At 57.8% G+C, this 18,719-nt stretch carries 13 protein-coding genes; 9 read left to right on the forward strand and 4 right to left on the reverse strand.

Annotated features, from left to right (window positions below; translation table 11 throughout):
* Nucleotides 1–257 precede the first annotated feature (257 nt).
* Nucleotides 258–4,895: a LamG-like jellyroll fold domain-containing protein gene (locus tag AC1AZA_RS09045; RefSeq protein WP_476514332.1), complete on the forward strand. Its 4,638-nt coding sequence runs from the start codon at nucleotides 258–260 to the stop codon at nucleotides 4,893–4,895.
* Nucleotides 4,896–4,993: 98 nt separating this feature from the next.
* Here the strand turns inward: AC1AZA_RS09045 and AC1AZA_RS09050 are convergent, their stop codons facing one another.
* Complete coding sequence (locus tag AC1AZA_RS09050) at nucleotides 4,994–6,391, reverse strand: ATP-binding protein (RefSeq protein ID WP_476514333.1); 1,398 nt, start codon at nucleotides 6,389–6,391, stop codon at nucleotides 4,994–4,996.
* 387 nt (nucleotides 6,392–6,778) lie between these two features.
* Here AC1AZA_RS09050 and AC1AZA_RS09055 point away from each other — a divergent pair, with 387 nt between their 5' ends.
* The 6 genes from AC1AZA_RS09055 to AC1AZA_RS09080 all read left to right on the forward strand — a co-directional run bounded on the left by AC1AZA_RS09055 (nucleotide 6,779) and on the right by AC1AZA_RS09080 (nucleotide 13,252).
* On the forward strand, nucleotides 6,779–8,167 hold the full coding sequence (locus AC1AZA_RS09055; protein WP_476514334.1) for an amidase family protein: 1,389 nt from the start codon (nucleotides 6,779–6,781) through the stop codon (nucleotides 8,165–8,167).
* Entirely contained in the window at nucleotides 8,157–9,098 is a 942-nt protein-coding gene (locus tag AC1AZA_RS09060; protein WP_476514335.1) for a phosphotransferase family protein, read from the forward strand. The genes AC1AZA_RS09055 and AC1AZA_RS09060 overlap by 11 nt, the downstream gene beginning before the upstream one ends.
* Complete coding sequence (locus AC1AZA_RS09065) at nucleotides 9,095–10,045, forward strand: phosphotransferase (RefSeq protein ID WP_476514336.1); 951 nt, start codon at nucleotides 9,095–9,097, stop codon at nucleotides 10,043–10,045. Before AC1AZA_RS09060 ends, AC1AZA_RS09065 begins: the two co-directional genes overlap by 4 nt.
* 13 nt (nucleotides 10,046–10,058) lie before the next feature.
* On the forward strand, nucleotides 10,059–10,334 hold the full coding sequence (locus tag AC1AZA_RS09070) for a hypothetical protein (RefSeq protein WP_476514337.1): 276 nt from the start codon (nucleotides 10,059–10,061) through the stop codon (nucleotides 10,332–10,334).
* Nucleotides 10,335–10,336: 2 nt separating this feature from the next.
* Entirely contained in the window at nucleotides 10,337–11,899 is a 1,563-nt protein-coding gene (locus tag AC1AZA_RS09075) for a sodium:solute symporter family protein (RefSeq protein WP_476514338.1), read from the forward strand.
* A 105-nt stretch (nucleotides 11,900–12,004) separates the two neighbouring features.
* A complete protein-coding gene (locus AC1AZA_RS09080) occupies nucleotides 12,005–13,252 on the forward strand; it encodes a hydantoinase/carbamoylase family amidase (protein ID WP_476514339.1) in 1,248 nt (415 codons plus the stop codon).
* A 95-nt stretch (nucleotides 13,253–13,347) separates the two neighbouring features.
* On the opposite strand, the gene AC1AZA_RS09085 is transcribed toward AC1AZA_RS09080, so the two are convergent.
* Genes AC1AZA_RS09085 through AC1AZA_RS09095 form a run of 3 tightly spaced genes read right to left on the reverse strand, consistent with a single transcriptional unit; the run spans nucleotide 13,348 to nucleotide 16,225 of the window.
* A complete protein-coding gene (locus tag AC1AZA_RS09085) occupies nucleotides 13,348–14,076 on the reverse strand; it encodes a glucosamine-6-phosphate deaminase (protein WP_476514340.1) in 729 nt (242 codons plus the stop codon).
* Nucleotides 14,073–15,449 (reverse strand): 6-phospho-beta-glucosidase, encoded by a 1,377-nt coding sequence (locus AC1AZA_RS09090; RefSeq protein ID WP_476514341.1) that lies wholly within the window; start codon nucleotides 15,447–15,449, stop codon nucleotides 14,073–14,075. Before AC1AZA_RS09090 ends, AC1AZA_RS09085 begins: the two co-directional genes overlap by 4 nt.
* A complete protein-coding gene (locus AC1AZA_RS09095) occupies nucleotides 15,446–16,225 on the reverse strand; it encodes a DeoR/GlpR family DNA-binding transcription regulator (RefSeq protein ID WP_476514342.1) in 780 nt (259 codons plus the stop codon). The genes AC1AZA_RS09090 and AC1AZA_RS09095 overlap by 4 nt, the downstream gene beginning before the upstream one ends.
* A 148-nt stretch (nucleotides 16,226–16,373) precedes the next feature.
* On the opposite strand from AC1AZA_RS09095, the gene AC1AZA_RS09100 reads away from it, so the two are divergent.
* Together AC1AZA_RS09100 and AC1AZA_RS09105 are read left to right on the forward strand one after the other, a co-directional pair.
* Nucleotides 16,374–17,315, forward strand: a complete 942-nt coding sequence (locus tag AC1AZA_RS09100) for a carbohydrate kinase family protein (RefSeq protein ID WP_476514343.1) — start codon at nucleotides 16,374–16,376, stop codon at nucleotides 17,313–17,315.
* 46 nt (nucleotides 17,316–17,361) lie between these two features.
* Nucleotides 17,362–18,711 carry an extracellular solute-binding protein gene (locus tag AC1AZA_RS09105; RefSeq protein ID WP_476514344.1) on the forward strand — a complete coding sequence of 450 codons (1,350 nt, stop codon included), beginning with the start codon at nucleotides 17,362–17,364 and terminating at the stop codon, nucleotides 18,709–18,711.
* The last annotated feature ends 8 nt before the right edge of the window (nucleotides 18,712–18,719 follow it).

Below are 18,719 nucleotides of genomic sequence, written 5' to 3' on the forward strand. Positions count from 1 at the left end.
TGGGATTGGCTAGTGCGATAGTCATGACCGCAGGCCGGCAGCGACGATACGCCATACGCATTCGGCACCGACGGCGCAGGAAGAATCCGCGAGCCAGATGATCGGAGTCGAAGCCTCGTTCGCCTTGTACCGCACGTGTGCTGTGAAGCCGGGATGGAATCCGATCCGATCGGGATGGCCCAAGGATCGATGGTACGGACCAATCGAAAAAGAAAGAAGGTGCGGCTATGCGCGCACGTTCATTGTTCAGAGCGGTCATGGCTGCCGCGATTACGGTAGCCATGACGGTTCCGCTCGGGGCCGCGGCTGCAACAGCTGCGAATGCGGCCGACGCTACCGACGGGAATCTGCTGCTTGATGCTGGTTTTGCGACGGGTGTCCCGGTGGATTCCAGCGAGGCCAAGCTTGCGGCCAAGGTGGTGGGAAGTCCGCGCTTCGTGGCGCAGAACGGCGAGACGCAGGGCGTGGGCACGTTCCACGGCGATGACGCGGTGATGTTCCCGTTCAAGGACGGTTATGCGAAGATCGCAAAGGCCAATGCCGCCAGCATGGAATGCACGTTCAAGTTCAACGGCAGCATTCCGCAGATCAACGATGGCCAGGGCGTGGATCTCTGCTCCGGCAAGGAGGGCGGCGGCATCTCCATGACCGCCTCCAACGGCAAGGCCCGTTTCTGGGTGAACGTCGACGGAAAGTACAAGGAGGCCGACGGCACGACCGTTCTGCAGCCCGATACGTGGTACGACATGGTCGCCTCGTGGGACGGCAGCAAGGCCACCCTGTATCTCAACGGCAAGCAGGAAGGACAGGTCGACGCGTCCGGCAAGATCAAGCTTGGCGTGGAGGCTTCGCGCAACATGGTGCTCGGCGGCGACGCCGACGGCAAGGGCGGGGCTCAGTTCTTCTCCGCGGCCACCATCGCCCGCGGGCGTGTATGGTCGCGTGCGGTGAGTGCCGCCGAGGCCGCGACGCTGTCAAGCGATGCGCTGAAGAATCTGCCCGCGCCGCTGAACCTTTCGCTGGCGTCCAGCACGCCGGCCGAAGGCCGGCACTATGCCGCAGCGGGTACCATTGCGGTTGCGCTGAACGATCCGGAGCACGTTGATGGGCTCCCGTCCGTGAAGATCGACGGCGTGCCGCAGACCATCGGCGCGCAGTTCGGTCCCGGGCTCGGTGCCGGCAGCCATGTCATGGATGTATCGTGGCATGACGTCTACGGGTATGCGGGCAACGCGCAGGTGCACTTCACGACCGACGATCTGAGCGATCAGGTGATCGTGCCCGACAGCATGCTGCTGGACGTGGATTTCGCGGATGGCGTCGGCAAGGATCAGGCGACCGGTCAGCTTCCGATGGTCACCAACGATCCGGCGATCGCAAAGCGTTCCGAATTCGCGCCTGGCGTGGCCACCTTCGACGGTGACGATGCGTTGCTGTACAAGTTCAAGGACGGTTACGACGACATCGCCAAGAAGAACGTCGCCACCATCGAATGCACGTTCAAGTACAACGCCACGCTGCCCACCGCTTCCGAGGAGGACATCTGCTCCGGCAAGGAGTCCGGCGGCCTCGCGGTATACACGTCCAATGGCAAGGCCGGGTACATGATCAACATCGCCGGTTCGTACAAGTCCATGCTGAGCTCCACCGCGCTCAAGACCGGCGAGTGGTACGACGTGATCGTGATCTGGGACGGCAAGACCGCCTCGATGTATCTCAACGGCAACGAGGAAGCCGATGTCGCGGCCAATGGCCCGATCCAGCTGGCCAGCGCCGAAACCGCGCGCAACATCGTGCTGGGCGGCGACGCCACCAGCAACGACCGTACGCAGTTCTACTCGAAGACCAGCGTAAGCCGCGCCCGCATCTGGGACGTCGCGCTGGACGGATACCAGGCCCACAAGGCTGCCGGCGAGGCGCTCGAGGGTCTGCCGACGGCCACGCCTACCAAGATCACCTCGACCATCCCGGTCGAGGGCCAGCACCTGACCGGCCCGGTTGAGCTCACCGCCGTGGTGGAGAACAGCCAGGCCGTGGACGGCAGGGTTCGCGTGAACGTGGACGGCGTCGATCATACGGCCGGCGACGTGATCGGCGAGGGCATGGATGCGGGCGACCACACCGCGGTGTTCTCGTACGACGATGCCTACGGCTTCCACGTGGAGCGGACCGTGCACTTCACCAGCGCCACGATCCCCACCGCCAACGGCACCGACCAGACCGTGGGCGACGGTTCCGCGCTGCTGCAGGCGGCGGCCGGCAAGTCCGGCGACGACTACGGCGACGTGACGACCACGTTCTCCGGTGCTGCTGCCGTACTGCCGAAGGACGGGGCCACGCAGGGCGTGGTCAGCGGCATCCCGACCACGCTCGATTTCGCCGCGAACGAAGGCACCGGTTCGACCATCACCGATCCGCTCAAGCCCGGTGACGGCCAGAGCGTCGAATCCGTGCACGCAACGGTCGGCACGGACGGTCTGCAGGAGATCCCCTACCAGCGTTTCGACGTGGATGCCGCGACTCTCGGCACCGATGATCGTGCGGTTGTCTGGCAGGGCACGCTCGATTCCTCCCGCGAAGCCGTCATGCGCCTGTGGAACGCGAAGACCAAGGCCTGGGACGTGGCCGGCGCGGTGGCGGGCTCGTCCACCGGTAATGCGGTGACGATCCGGGGCGAGTTCTCCGATGCCTACGTGGATGCCGGCACCGTGCACGTGCTGGTGACCGGCGAGGATCCCTTCGCCGATGACCTGCCGCAGGACACGAACCACGACACGTTCGAGGATCCGGCCGACTATGACTTCGCCATCGCGCATTTCTCCGACACCCAGTATCTGTCGCAGGGGGCGATCGAGCATCCGGACAATCCGCAGGAGGCCCAGAAGTTCCGTGACGCCTATCTTGACGTGACCAAGTGGATCGTCAACAACGCCAAGCAGCGCAAGATCGCGTTCACGACGCACACCGGCGACATCATCGAGGACTTCGAGAACCCGGGCTACTACGAGCAGAACTGCACGCAGTGGGACGGCCCGCAGTGGAAGGAGGGCGACACCTGCCAGCATCTGGAGGACGAGGAGCAGGTGGCGTCCGACGCCCAGAAGGTGCTCGACGACGCCGGTCTGCCGAACGGCGTGCTTGCCGGCAACCACGACTCGGAGCAGGGCAAGGACTACGACAGGTACTTCAACAAGTACTTCGGTCCCTCCCGCTACGAGAGCGTGAACGCCAGCTGGCAGCAGCACAAGGCCGACTACGTCACCACGGACTGGTCGTACCACCCCTACGTGCGTCCGGACGGCACGGTGAGCAACGAGAACCACTACGACCTGTTCACGGTGGATGGCCTCGATTTCATCGACGTGCAGTTCGGCTACGACGTCACGCCGGAGGACGTGGCATGGGCCAACAAGGTGCTGCACCAGTACGCCGATCGCAACGCGATCATCGCGACGCACGCCCTGCTGGCGCCGAGCACGCAGGAGGACGGCCGCAACGGCACCGACTCCCACGACGGCGCGGCCATGCAGAGCGTCATCAAGGCCAACCCGAACGTCTTCCTCGCCATGGGAGGCCACGAGCACGGCGTGGCCGTGAACGTGGACAAGAACGTCGGCCAGGCCGGCAACGACGTGATCGAGTATCTGGCCGACTACCAGTTCTACGAGGTCGACCAGCAGACCCTGGGACTCGACAAGGTCGATTCCACCGCCCCGCTGCAGTTCGGCTCCAGCTTCCTGCGTCTGCTCCAGTTCAACACCGGGAACAGCACCATGAGCGTGGATGCCTACTCGCCGCTGCTGGACAGCTTCAACGCCTCGCAGTGGGATACCCGCCACCGCTACTCGCGCGGCGCGGATGACTACACGGTTCCGGTGCAGCTGCAGACCCGCACCACGAGCTTCGCCACCGACGCCGTGGCAGCCACCGCCTCCGGCAAGGAGATCGGACAGGCCACCGTGAAGTCCGGCATGACCGCCCAGGTGGAGTGGAAGGGCCTGACCCCCGGCAAGGTGTACGCGTGGAAGGCCGTGTCGTTCGCAGCGGACGCCGCTGCCGGTCTCGACAAGGACGGGCTGGCGCAGTACGGCCTGTTCCTCGCCGTCGGCGGTGACCAGCCGCAGCCGGAGCATCCGGACAAGATCGCCCCGACGTTCAGCGGCGTCGATGACGTGACCGTGAAGCAGGGCGATTCCTTCGACCCGCTCTCGGGCGTGAAGGCCACCGATGACGTGGACGGCGACGTGACGTCCAGGATCGTGGTGAAGGGCTCCGTGGATACCTCGAAGCTCGGCGCCGTCACCCTGTACTACACGGTGTCGGACAAGGCAGGCAACCAGGCCGCCGCAAGCCGCAAGGTCACCGTGGTCGCCAAGGATCAGAACAACGAGAACCCCGGCAAGCCGCAGCAGCCCAACAAGCCCGAGCAGCCCGAGAATCCGGGTAAGCCCGAACAGCCGCAGCAGCCCAGTAAGCCGGAGAACCCGAGCGAGCCTGAGCAGCCCAACAAGCCCGAGAATCCGGGTAAGCCCGAACAGCCCGAGAACCCCGGCCAGACCAAGCCGGAGACCCCCGAGCAGCCCAGCGGCAAGCCCGATCAGCAGCAGCCGCAGGATACCGATCACAAGGACAACGTTCAGCAGGACGGGAACGGCCGGACCGATGAGTCCGGTGCCGGCAACGGTAACGTTCCGATCTCCGGAAACGATGTCCGCAATGACGGTGTCAAGTCAGAGAACGGTTCCGGTGCAGCGGTAGAGACCCATGCGGCGAACAAGTCACACGGCAGGCTGGCGGCGACCGGCGTGAGCGTGGCGGCCGTCATGGCCATCGCGGCCGTATGCACGATCGTCGGTGCCGTGGTGATTCACAGGAAGCGGACCGCCAGCCGCTGATGCGCCGGCGCTCCTGATTCCACAAGGCAGTAAGCCAACATTCGGGCCTGTTCCCCGCTTGCCTTGACCGGCAGGCGGGAAACAGGCCCGAATCGTATTCAGTCCATCTCGCTGAATGACACAAGCGTTACGGTCTCGTCCCTGGAAGCCGTTTCACGCAACGGGGCGTCGAATCCCAAACGGGAGAACAGCATGTAGCGGGCATGGTCGGGATGCAGCAATGCCGCGCGGTGACGCAGCGTCTCCAGTTCCTTCATGCCGCTCGGAACGCTGCGCCATTTGCATTCGCAGAACAACATGGTGCCGGGATCATTTCCCGTGGCCACGATGTCGATTTCTTCCTGGCGCTTCGTGGACGGGTCCGGACCCCACCATCGTCCGGCATCAAGAACGAGAAAAGGCAGTACGTTGCCTGCGTTGTGCCTCAATATCCATTGCAGGCAGATGTCCTCGAACGTCTGCCCCATGAAGTCCGGAAGTGATTGCATGATGCGGTCGGCGACCAGATCCGCGTGACCGGACTGGATGAGCGACATGTTGGGAGGCACGAACCGGTACCAGAACCGGAAGAACGAGTCCCGGATCCGATAGATCGTCCTGCGCGACGAGTCTTCCCGGAACGGGGTCTCCTTGCGCACTATGCCAAGATCAATGAGGTTGCGCAGATAGGTGGAGCAGGAAGCGGATTCCATGTGGCATGCGGTTGCGATGGCGTTCAGTCTGGACGAGCCCGAGGCGACTGCCTGAATGACGGCGTTGTACTCGGCGGTGGCGCGCAGCTCCCGTTTCAGGAGGTTGTCCGGTTCCTCGAACAGATAGCAGTCCGGATCGAGGATGTTCCGGCGTATGTTATCCCGAATGCTCATTGACTCGTCGAGCTGCCGAAGGTATTGGGGAATGCCGTCCGTCAGGCCGTATGCCATTGCCGCGTCCCGGGCATCGTAGTGCGGCATGAAGTGCCGTACGTCCATGTAGTCGAATGGCTCCACCCGGATCTGCGCGGTGCGTCGCCCGTAGAGCGGGCTTTGGTATTCGAGTACCTGCCGTTGCATGAACGACATGGATGATCCGCACAGGATCAGCATGAGTCGACTGTCGTTCCCGTGCCGGTCGATGGCATGCTGCAGCACGGAACTGGCCGAGGGATCGGCCTTGGCGAGATACGGATACTCGTCGATGACCAGAGCGAGACGTCGTTGGCTTGCCAGCCGGAAGACCTCCTCCAATGCCGATTCGAGATTGCGGTGTACGGGAGCGGACTCCAATGTGGTGTCTCCGTGCTCGAACATCGCGATGCTTCGACTCAGCGATTCAAGATTCCGTGCCTCGTTCGACTCGATGGCGGAAAAGAAGATCGCCGGACGATCCTCCAGAAAATGGTTGATGAGCGTTGTCTTGCCGACCCGTCGCCGCCCGTAGACGATGACGCACTCGAAACGGCCCGTATCCCACCGGCGCTCCAGCGTCGCCAATTCGCGTTGCCTGCCGACGAACATCCAGTCTCCTTCCGCGCGAACGACCCCATGCCTTAAAGTAGAATCGTAATTCACTAAACTACGATTCTATACTAGTGCTGTACGAGGTAGATGTCTGTGGCCAGACTAGAACCGTAATGTAGTAAATTACGATTCTACTTAGCGGGATACGTAAAGTAAGCTGATTTGTGATTATTCATGGCAGCGAACTGCAATAAGCCATTTACAGGTAATGGGCCATTTACGGTACGACTGGCATAAATAACCCATGCGTAACACTACACTGGCGCAGCGTTTTGCCAATTCGCTTATATTCAAATCAACGTCACGACGGATGAAGTTTCTCGCTTAGTCACAAACAACAGCATTTGTATCTTCGCAGCATCGTTCCTCGAAAGGATGGGCGTCATGTATGGAATATCTGAATACCGATCGGCATATCTTCGTGGCTTGTTCAGCCCAGATCAGGTAATTGCGGATCACTTACGATATGCGAAGATCGTGCAGGAACGTGTGAATGCGATCAGCGTCATCAATCCGAATGCCGAACGCCTTGCTGAAGAGAGTGCACAGCGTTATCGTCAGGAACGACCGCTAGGACCTCTGGATGGCATTCCCGTGATTGTCAAGGACTCGTATCATGTGCGGGGATTGCCTCGTTGGCACGGCAGCGCTATCCATGAGGGCGATGCAGTTTCCGCTTTTTCCAGCGAGCCGATACTACGGCTCGAAGAGCAGGGAGCCATAGTGCTTTGCAAAGGTACGATGCCGGACATGGGCATGCTTGGTTCTGGAATCAGTAGTCAGTTCGGCATTGTGCGTAATCCTTGGAATCCGATGTTCAGCCCGGGGGGATCCAGCAGTGGCCCCGGAGCGGCATTGGCCTGTGGGCTTGGTGCCATGGCGCTGGGGACGGATGTGGCTGGCAGCGTACGACTTCCTGCTGCTCATTGTGGTTTAGCCGGCATCAAACCCACGCAGGGACGCATAGCATATTCACCGGCAAGTACAATGCGTTCCAGCGGCGTTCTGGGGCGTTCCGTTTCGGATGTCATTGAAGGCCTAGCGTGTGTAGGACGTCAAGCAAGTACGGATCCGTGGTGCCTTCCCGGCCGGTTCGAGCCGCAGCCTATTGAACAGGTGTTGGCAACTATGCCGCGTGTGGGACTCATATTGAACATGGGCTATGGAAAGCCCGTCGTGGCCGATGTAGAGCAATCCGTTCGACGGGCAGCAATACGTTTGGAGCAAGCCGGCTGCAGAGTCGAAGAGTTGGCATTGCATTTAACCGATACGGATTTCGCTAATGCTGACCGCGTGTTTAAAGCTCATGCAGCCAGCGAAATCCGTTCCAGCAGACATCCGGACAAGGTTCTTGACTTGGTGCATGACTGGGTTCAGGAAGCCGAACGGGTTTCCATGGCGGATTACGATGATGCACTTAACGGATTGCTGATTACCGTGCATGCTATTCAGGAAGCGACATGTCGCTATGATTACCTGATCTGTCCCGTCATACCTGTCATCGGCTTTCCTGCCGAATCACCCGGCCCCGGTGATGACGCAATGCTTCTGCATCATACGCAATTCACGGCATGGTTCAACCAGACCTGCCAGCCGGCCGCCACATATTGCGAAGGCTTTTCGAAACCTGATCGGATGCCGATCGGCGTGCAAATCGTGGGGCGCCGATTCGATGACTCCGGTGTCCTCGCGCTTACGCAGCTACTTGAACAAACCCGACAGGGCTCCGTTGACTATCCGGTTTTCGAGGAGGTTCCGGATTATGGATGGTGAGAAGGATCAAGAACTATGGATATGGGGAGACGTCAAGGAGACGGACATCACCCCCAGTTGGGTTGGCGGTGACGGCATTTTCACCGAAGGCCACGACAGCCAGGGCAACCCTGTGTTCAGACGTGTATTCACTAGAGAAAGCCGACCCTATGCCAGTCCTTTCGAAGGTATCGCCGCGCTTATGCGGTCTGCTGGCGAACAGGGAATTGGCCCTAAGGTTCTTGAGGTCGAACGTGAAACAGTTGTAATGAAGCGTTTGCCGGATACATGGCATGCCGCCAAACTGGACCAGCTCCGAAATCCGTACATTTTATGGGCGGTGCTTGAACAGCACCGCCGCGTCCATCACCTGCCCCTTTCCGTGCGTGAGGGGTTGATGGAACGGAATCTGATTGAGGATGTCTTTGGCATGCGTGATTTATACCGTCATACAGGAAAACCCTTACCTCGTGAAGTCGATAGGATCCTTAGTCGGCTGGATCCATTCATCCGACGCGTTGATAGATTCCATGAGAGTCCCGTTCCTTGCCATGGTGACGGAGCTGCCAGCAACATCTTGCTTGATAGCGGCATGCGTCCCGGTGAAGTCAGCATGCCGCTGCTGACCGGATGGACCGTGAGTGGTGTCATGGATCCGTTAGAGGAGGCCGGCAGCATTCTTGCGGAAGTAGGTCCGTTCTGCGGAACTCCGGCACGATTGATCAACGGGCTGGAACTGCCGGAAGAAACGTTGCCGGTCGCCCAGACGTTCGGTATTCTCAGCGACCTGTATTGGGCGTTGATTGGCTTATGGCGATCCGCCACCACGGATACTCCTGAGATTGATTTTGCCAAATATGGTCTGTGGAGACTCGTTAAGGCCAGAAACCAGTTGTTCCTACCCATTGGCCCTGCCTCGTGGCTGGCATCATTGCAAGGAGCGTTGAAATGAGTGAGTCCATAATCACGGATGGGCGTATTTCCTGGCCATCGGACAGCATTGTGCCGGACAGCGTCAAGGACGCCATACGCTCTGCCTCCATATGGAAGGATCAGGATCTGCATATTACGCCATTGGCGGGCGGTCTGAACAACGAAAACTGGCTTGTGATATCCCCGAAAGGTATCAAGTACTTTATCAAGGTTCCCGGGATCGGCACCGGATATATCGATCGATCCGCCGGCGATGCCGGAACGCAGCGGGCCTCTGATCTTGGTATCGGCGCTACGGTATACGAATTCGACCGCGAATCCGGAGTGGAGATCACCGAGTTCCTTGACGGGTACGATACATGCACTACCACGTCTCTGCGCACCCAAAAGCAGGGACTGCAAGTCATGGACATCTATCGCAAACTTCATGACAGTGAATTGTTTGCTAACCGGAATACGCTGTTCGACCAGATCGACACCCATTTGCATCAAATCCGAGAACAGCATATTCAGTTGCCCTCTTGGGCTCTTGAACTTGTCGATGAATATCGCGATGTAAAGGAACGGTTCGAAGCGTCTGGCTTAAGCATCGTGCCATGTCACAACGATCCGATGCCAGGTAATTTCATGACACGAGATGACGCCATGAAGATCATCGACTTCGAGTTCTGCGGCAACAACGAGGAAACATGCGAACTTGGATTGTTCCTTGCCGAGATGTTCTACGAAGATGAGGATGCCATGCCGTTGCTGGAGGAATACTTTGGCAAGGTTTCCGCCCAACAGTTAGCCCGTGTCCAAGCGAGTAGGGTCATTGGCGACGTGAAATGGGGGTTGTGGGGCATCATCAACAGCGTGATCCGTGATGTCCAATTCGACTATTGGAAGTACGGCATTTGGAAACTGATGAGGGCCTATACCTACTCGCACCAGCTTGATTGGGACCAAGTGAAAACCAACATCTGAGAGGAGATTCACTATGACAACCATCATCAAAGGGATGCCGGAGCGCACTAAGAATTTGATTTTCGTTGTGCTGTACAGCATTCCACTTGCGTTCGCGGTACTTCCGCCCCTGTATTTCTGGGGCAGCGGACGAACCGCGTTGTTCCTTGGCGCACCATTGTCCATCTGGTATTGGTTGTTCGATTTTCTGTTTCTAGTAGGGGTCATGTTCTTCTTCTACTGGATGGAAAGCGTTCGGGGCGAAGTTGACCCCGAAAACGACAACAAAATGGAAAAGGAAGGTGAGTGATCATGGCCGTCATGCTTTCTATGATCGCCCTGTTCTTTATCGGCATTATCGTTATTCTGTATGTCACCCTCAAACGGACCCGCTCGTTCAATGATTACGCAGTGGCGGGAAGATCTTTCGGTCCTTGGTATGTTGCCATGTGCTACGTCAATTCGTGGTGGCCCGGTACCGTATTCATCAGCTTCGCCGGCCTGAGTGTCGCCAGCGGCGTATTCGGCTTTTACGGTCTTGCGTACAGTACGCTCGGCCTGTCTTTCATGTATTTCATCGCCACCCGTGCGTGGCGATGGGGAAAGCACTACAACCTCGTCACCCAGCCTGATTTGCTGCGATTGCGTTACATGTCCAAGTCCGTGGGCATCGTGTGCAGCATCATCGGCGCAATTGCCATTCTTCCGTGGACCATTCTGGGCATGCAAGCCCTGGCCACGGTGTTCAGGATCGCTTCCGGAGGTAGCTGGACGCTGCCCGTTTGCCTGCTCATCGGGCTTGCGGTCATTCTCATTCGTCAGATCTGGACCGTGCAAATGGGCATGCGAGGGCTTATCTATACCGACATGTATCAGGGGATCTTCGCATATGTGATTGCCGCTATCGTCTGCGTCTATCTGCTGGTTGCTCCCAACAGTCCTGCCAGCTGGGGAGAACTATCCAACATCAGCGAAAACCTGTTGCATGTGCCGGGTGACGGCGGATCATATGGTCCCCTTTACCTTTTCTGCCAAGTATTCACGGGTGTGGTCGGAGCCTTGTGTTGGCCGATGAGCTTCGTCCGCATCTATACGGCAAGCAACATCCGCAGCGTGAAGAAGAGCACGAACTATGCCATCCTCATCAGCGGCGTGTTCTACGCCCTGCTCATGCTTGTCATGCTTGCAGCCGCTCATCTTCCCAATGTGGCAGCGAATCCCCAAGCTGGGTGGACCACGCTGCTTTCCGACTACGGCGGCGTTTGGCTTCTCGGCCTCGGTCTGGTGATGATCTTTGCCGGTTCCATCGGTCACATCGATGGCAGCGTACAGGCGGCCGGCACCCAGATCGCCAACGATGTCATCGGCAATCGCATGGAGCTTGATGACAGGAAGAAAACGATTCTCTCCAAGACATGCATGATTGTTTTCGTGCTGATCAGTGCCGTGCTTGCCTATTTCACCAATGGCATGAGTCGTCTCCAGCTGCTTGCGCAGCTGTCCTACCAAGGCATCATCCAGATCGCGGTACCGCTGTTCCTCGGAGTGTTCTTCAAGTTCGGCAACAAGTACGGTGCGCTATCAGGCATGATCAGCGGATTCATTGTGGCTGGCGTCCTTACCGTTGCCTACCCCGATGACATTCCCGCCCTCGGCAGCCTGACGTCCGGAGTTGTCGGACTGATCATCAATCTGGCGATCTACATCATCGTCAGTCTTGTTACCCGTAGCAAGGTCACTCCCGAAGAAAAGTCTCATGTGGATGAGTTGTTCGCCGTGGCTGCAGCAAAGGATCCGACAGAAGTCCTTGGACAGCGAAAGCCCAGAAGGGCGACTAACCCGCTCGGCCTTGCAGCCGATGTCGTGGCCCAGTAATCCGGCACGCAGTCTGTTTTGTGGGCTGTCCGCCGTCTCTAGGCGACAGTCCACAAACATAACTCACTTATTTCACTTGGTATGGCGATGATAAAGGAGCAAGGCATGCATGGATATGGAGATTTCACCGAAACGGACGAAGATTATTGCAATCTTTTCGAAGATGAGTGTGCGAACGGGCGCTTGGACAATGGCGGCACCAATCGAATGGCCTTAACGGCCGATGACGATCTTCAGCGTAACTGGTTCATTCGCCAACTGTCGGAAAGTGGCATGCATACGCTTGTTGATGGGATAGGCAACATCTATGGGCGTTACGAGTGGATTGAAGGCGCTCCCTTCGTGCTTGCCGGTTCCCATCTGGACAGTCAGGAGAACGGTGGGTTGTATGACGGGGCCTATGGGGTGGTCTGCGCCTTGGCAGCGGCACGTCACATAGCCCGATTGAACGACAGGGGATGCTGGACTCCCAAAAAGAATCTGGCGGTGGTGTCCTGGACCAATGAGGAGGGAGCCCGCTTCGAGCCGAGCATTATGGGTAGCCGAGTTTTCACCAAAGCCCTTGATATAGAGACAGTCTTGGAATCCAAGGACGAGCATGGCGTCCGTTTGGGCGACGAACTTGTCCGGTTGGGATGGAATGGCCCGGACGAGTGGATTGAACCAGTAGATGCATATGCCGAAATCCATGTCGAACAAGGTTCTTGTCTAGAACGAACGGGGACGAACATTGGCGTGGTCGTCGGCAACTGGGCCGCTGTAAAAATTGACGTCGCCGTCGAAGGCGAACAATCGCATACCGGTGCAACTCCGATGCCGGAACGCAGGGATGCGCTCTATGCTGCGGCGCTGGTCATTGTCGAGACCCGGAAGGTCGCTGATTCATATCCGGACGATCAGGTGCATACAAGCGTCACCAAACTGCGTACATTCCCCCACTCTCCCAACATCGTTACATCGAAGGCAAACTTCCATATAGAGGTCAGATCAGCATCGTATGCCACAGCGATTGAAGCGTCTGAGAAGCTGATTGCATCTTTTGAGAGGCTGGCTTCCGTGTCGGGTACAGCCATTAGGACCATGAATATGGAAACGCGTGAGAATATGTCGTATTGGCGACCGGGATGGGACCTCAGCGAACACGTAGCCGACGTCCTTGGCCTGAGCCACTCAAGGATCAAGACGATCAGTGGTCATGATAGCGTAGCGATGAACGCGAAGTATCCGACCGTCATGCTGTTCGCCCCCAGTGCAGGAGGATATGCCCATTCTCCCAAGGAATACACCGATCCCGAAGCCCAAATCAAGGGCATGCATGAGTTGACGGGCGTGTTGATGCAACTGTTGCAATGACAAAACCCGGTCAGCGTTGAATCGGATGTCAACTAGAATGGGTTCCGGTGACTGTGAAGTTGCCGGAACCCATTACGTGTTCCGTTACGGGTTCCCTAAGTGAGTTTGGCAGCTGCTAGGGGATCCAGAACGAAGCGAACCGAGTTATGGCGTTGCAATATGCTTGCCGGACATTTCGGATCCGCCGGGGGAGCCGTCGCTCGTGCGATCGCATCAGCCTTCGTAGGGCCGGTGGCGATCAACTCGATGCGACGTGCTCTCATGATTGTGCCCAGTCCCTGAGTCAGGCATTCACGCGGCACTTCGCTGGAATCGTGAAAGAATCGCGCATTTGCTTTTCGGGTAGTCTCGCTGAGACTGGCTCGATGCGTAGGAATGCTGAACGGGGTCCCGGGCTCATTGAAGCCGATGTGGCCGTTTCGCCCTATGCCGAGGATCTGCAGATCTACCTGCGCTTGCAGGATCTCGGTTTCGTAGCGTTGCGCGGCTCTATCGGGATCGGCGTCGCTGGGATCCGGAACGTGGAGCCGTTTCGGATCCAGTCCCAGAGGTGCAATGAGATGGCGTTCCAGAAAGTACCGATAAGATTGCTCGCTTCTCGGCGGCAGACCTAGATACTCATCCAGCGCGAACCAAGATACCTCGGTGGCATTCAGACCACTGCTGACTTTATCGGCCAGAGCACGATAAATCGGCAGAGGTGACGAGCCAGTGGCGACTCCGATGACCGCGTTGGGCTTGCGCCGTATGACGGTTGCGATTTCATCCGCGATTAGCTTACCGGCTTCATCAGCGTTATCGGAAATGACGATGTCGATGCTCATAGCGTGCGGTTCCGGGGGTTCAACGTCTTGGCGACACTCGGGATCTTCTCCATGTAGCCCTCGAGCAGTTCGTGCGCAATGGAGAGCGAATCGACCAGAGGATGCTGCGCAAAGGCAAGGAGGGCTTCGGTCTGGGAACCTGTAAAAGCTGCCGTGATGACGTGCCGTTCCACTGCTTTCACGGATTGCATGAGACCGATCTGATGCAGATTGGGCTGAGCGTAAAGCGACAACGGATGCACGCCATTGGCATCGACCATGGTGGGAACTTCCACAACGGCATCGTCGGGCATGTCCTTGACCGTGCCGCGATTACGGACGTTCAGGATCATGGTTTGTCGATCGTTGCGGCTGATGGCATTCATGACGCCCAAGGCAACTCCTGCATAACCGAGATGGGCCGGATCGACGTTCATGTCTCGGTGATTGGTGGGATGTCCCTGAACTCCCCCCAATGCTTCTGCCATGTAGCTGTCACTACGCTCACTGACGGCGCTCCACCATACGTCTGCAGCCTTGTCCCCGGCAGTTGCTGCCTGCCGATAGAACCGTGTCTGTGTTTCCAGAAGGAATTCGCCGCGGGTCTGGGGGGATTCCAAAATTCGACGTACGGCATCTCGATTGTCATAGTAGTAGTAGAGGTATTCGTTGGGTATGGCGTGAAGTTCGCGGAGCCATTCCCTGCCAAAGATCTTGGTCTCCTCCATCTTGTCAAGGCGTACGTCGTCATTGAGGAGGTCGGGCAGAACGTCCTTGCCGTCCACGATGACGCGGCGCATCCATCCCAAATGGTTGAGTCCCACATAGTCCATTTGAGCCCGTGTATGATCCAGACCCAAGGCTCCCGCGACACGGCGCCCTAAGCCGGACGGGGTGTCGCAGATACCGACCACGCGATCACCAAGTACGGTTTGCATCGCTTCGGTGATGATGCCGGCGGGGTTGGTGAAATTGATGAAGAAAGCGTCCGGCGCAACGCGTTTCACGGTTTCCGCAATGTGCATCATTACCGGGATGGTGCGAATGGCGTACGCCAGACCGCCCGGACCGGTGGTTTCCTGCCCGAGAACGTTGCGGTCGAGGGCGACGTGTTCGTCGCAGCAACGCGCTTCCAGCCCGTCGACGCGGATTGCGGCAAATACAAAATCGGCGCCCTCCAGTGCCGGTTCGAGAGAAGTATAGGATGTCAGCGTCGGTGCATCGTCAAAACCCTTGGCGAGGATGTTGAGGATATTGGTCATTGTAGACAGACGAGTCGCGTCAATGTCGTAGAGGGCGACTTCCGTGACCCGTGGATTGCCATGGTCTCGGATGAGTGCCTGCCAAACATAGGGGGTGCGGAAACCGCCTCCTCCAAGAATTGCGAGTTTCATACCACTATCACCTTTCTGCCGGAAGCCCGGCATTGATTGGTTATTGCTTCCGGCGTTCCGGAGGTCGTGATGACTGTGTCGACTTCGTTGAGTCGACACAGCTGAAGGCCTCCGGTCCCGGGAAACTTCTTTTCGCTGGCCAGCAGCACCACGCGTTCTGCGGAAGCGAGTAGCGAACGCTTGATGGGGGCTTCGATGGCCATATTGTCCACGACGACATCCTTTCGTACGCCGGTACAGCTCAGGAACATGATGTCCGCACTGACTTGACGAGTGGCCTGTTCCGCCAATGGACCAACGAGTGTCTGATGATTGTGCCTGACAACGCCGCCGATGAGCACCAGATCGACACCGGGGTCATCTCTCACCTCGTCGAACACGGCGAGGTTCGATGTGATGATCGTGATGCGGCGGCCCTTCAATGATCGGGCGATGAGCGGTGTCGTGGACCCGATGTCCAGAATGACGGTGTTGCCGTCTTCTACCATGTCCACGGCCGCGGTGGCCAGACGATGTCGAAGCTCATATGACGAATCATTGAGAGGGCTGAGGATGGGGGCTTCAGGATCTCCGGAGTCGGTGGTTTCCATCCTACTGCCATGAGTGAGGATCGCCCCGCCGTATTTTCGTTCCAGCAGGCCGTCCTGCTCCATGAGGCGCAGGTCGCGACGAATGGTCGACTCGCTTACGGACAGGGAATCGGCCAGATCCCTAACGGTTTGGCCTCCCTGCGCGAGTGCGTCGAGTATGTGTTCTCTTCTTTGGGCTAGCAACATGATTCCATCATAGTGTATTTGAAAGACTTTTGCAAGGTTTGCTCATTCTATATGAATTATTGTGTCGCAGTTTGCATTTCTTTGGCAATGTATGCTAAAGTCTGTCATACTCAATCAAAAACTCGATCACGGTTGATCGGAGGCCCTCATGTCCATTGATGTTCTTGTTGCCGGCACGGTATTCACGGATATGGTGTTTTCGGGAACACCGTTGCCGTCTCCGGGGACTGAGGTGCTCTCTACAGGATTCTGTCTCTCTCCGGGAGGAGCGGCCAACAGAGCCGTCGCTGCGGCACGCCTCGGCGCTCGAACCGGATTGCTGGCGTCATTCGGCGATGATCAGCTGGGCCACATGGTGCTTGAGGAGTTGCGGAACGAGCCCAATCTGGATCTGTCTGCTTGCGAAGTGGGTAGCGTTCGACAGACTCCTATTTCCGTCGCCATCACCGACGGGAAGGATCGATCGTTCGTCACATACTGGGAGCGGGAATATGTTCCGGCATGGCATCGCAACACTGAATCCGTCTCTACAGTCCACGTGGGGTTGCAGGATACAATCCCACAATGGGCTCGGGATCTCCGTAACAAGGGCGCTTTGCTCATAGGCGGAGTGGGATGGGATGCCAGCGGCGAATGGTCTCCATCAGTACTGAAGCGTTTCGAGCAGGTAGACGCGGTGATCGTCAACGATGTGGAAGCCAAGCATTACACCGGCGCCAACCACGTCGAGGATGCTTTGGAGATCATGCTGCGTCACGTTTCCATGGCTGTGGTGACACTCGGACCCAAGGGAGCAATTGGCCAGCGCCGCGAGGAGGCTGCCATTTACGTGCCGGCCATTCCCGTGCATGCCGTCGACCCAACAGGAGCGGGCGATACTTTTACCGCAGCATTCATGTGCGGTTTGGCCTGGCAATGGAATTTTCGCAATTGTCTGGAACTGGCGTCATTAGCTGCCACCTGTTCGGTGTGCGGCACGGGAGGCGCAGTGAGCACACCCCGTCCGAGTGACATTGTCCAGTTGCTAGAAAGCCCACGGCAGCAGGACCATGACTGGTCGTTCATTCGGCAGTGGGCTTTGAACTATTAGCAAGCATCAATGAACACCACCATTGCAAACACAGAAAGGTAACACCATGAAAGTCACGAAAATCGGCGCAATTGCACTGCTGACGGGATTCATGCTGACAGTAACGGGTTGCGGCCCGGGTTCCAGCACCTCGCAAGCTCCTACAGAACTGAATGAAGTCTCAAAAAACGTGGCTGCTGCCGGTGAAGTTACGCTGACGGTATGGGATCAGAACGTCGAGGGAACAATGCCGGAGGCACAGCAAGAGCTCAACGAGGAGTTCCAAAAGCAATACCCGAACGTCAAGATCCAAAGGACGGCGCAGTCCTTCAAGGACCTGAAGACAACGTTGAAGTTGGCTCTCTCTTCCAATACTCCTCCGGATGTGATTCAGGCGAATCAGGGATATCCGGATATGGGCGCATTCGTGGAGGCGGGGATGCTCCGTCCTCTCAATGATTATTCCAAGCTGTACGGCTGGGACCAGTATTTCCCGAGCCGACTGCTCAAGCTCAACAGTTTCAGCACCGACGGCAAGCAATGGCAGGGCGACAACCTGTATGGCGTATCTCAGACCGGCGAGCTGATCGGCATTTATTACAACAAGTCCAAACTCAAGGAACTCGGATTGGATGTCCCCTCGAATCTGAGCGAGTTCGAACAGGCCATGGGCAAGGCCAAAGCCTCCGGCTTGTTGCCATTGGCATACGGGGATCTTGAAAAGAGCCCGGGCATCCAGCTGCTCGGTGTCGTTCAGGCTGCGATCGGAGGTTCCGATTATGTGTCGAATCTGGTAAGCGGTAAGAGCGGTGCCTGGACTGATCAGCAGACGGTCGATGCCGTTGCGAAGATTGCGGATTGGCAAGACAAGGGATGGCTGACGGAGGGTTCCAATGGAGTATCGCGCGATACGGCGATATCCGATTTCAGCCAAGGTAAGGCGCTGTTCACCGTTCAGGGCACTTGGCAGGCATCCACATTGGAGAAGAACATGGGTGAGGACGTGGGATTCTTCGTACTCAATTCCAACGTTGGCAATGAGCCGGTGACTACCGGCGGGGAAGGCCTCGGCTGGGCGATTACCTCCAAGTCTGCTCATCCTGATGTCGCAGCGGCGTACATCGATTTTGTCACCAATGCAAAAGCTGCGGAATCTGTGATCAAGACCGGCAACATTTCCACGGTGCTTCCGGACGATTATGCACCGACCGCCGGAACCGTCAATGCTGACATCGCCGAGGCATACCGATCGATCGGCAAGTCCGACGGCGTGGTGCCCTACCTCGACTATACGACTCCTACCGCCTACGACACCATTGCGGCAGGCATGCAGGATCTCATCGGCGGCAAACTCACGCCGTCCGACCTGACAAAGCAATTGCAAGACAACTACGCGACCTTTCTCAATGAACGGTAGGGAAAGCA

The sequence above is a fragment of the Bifidobacterium sp. LH_389 genome (assembly GCF_056357235.1).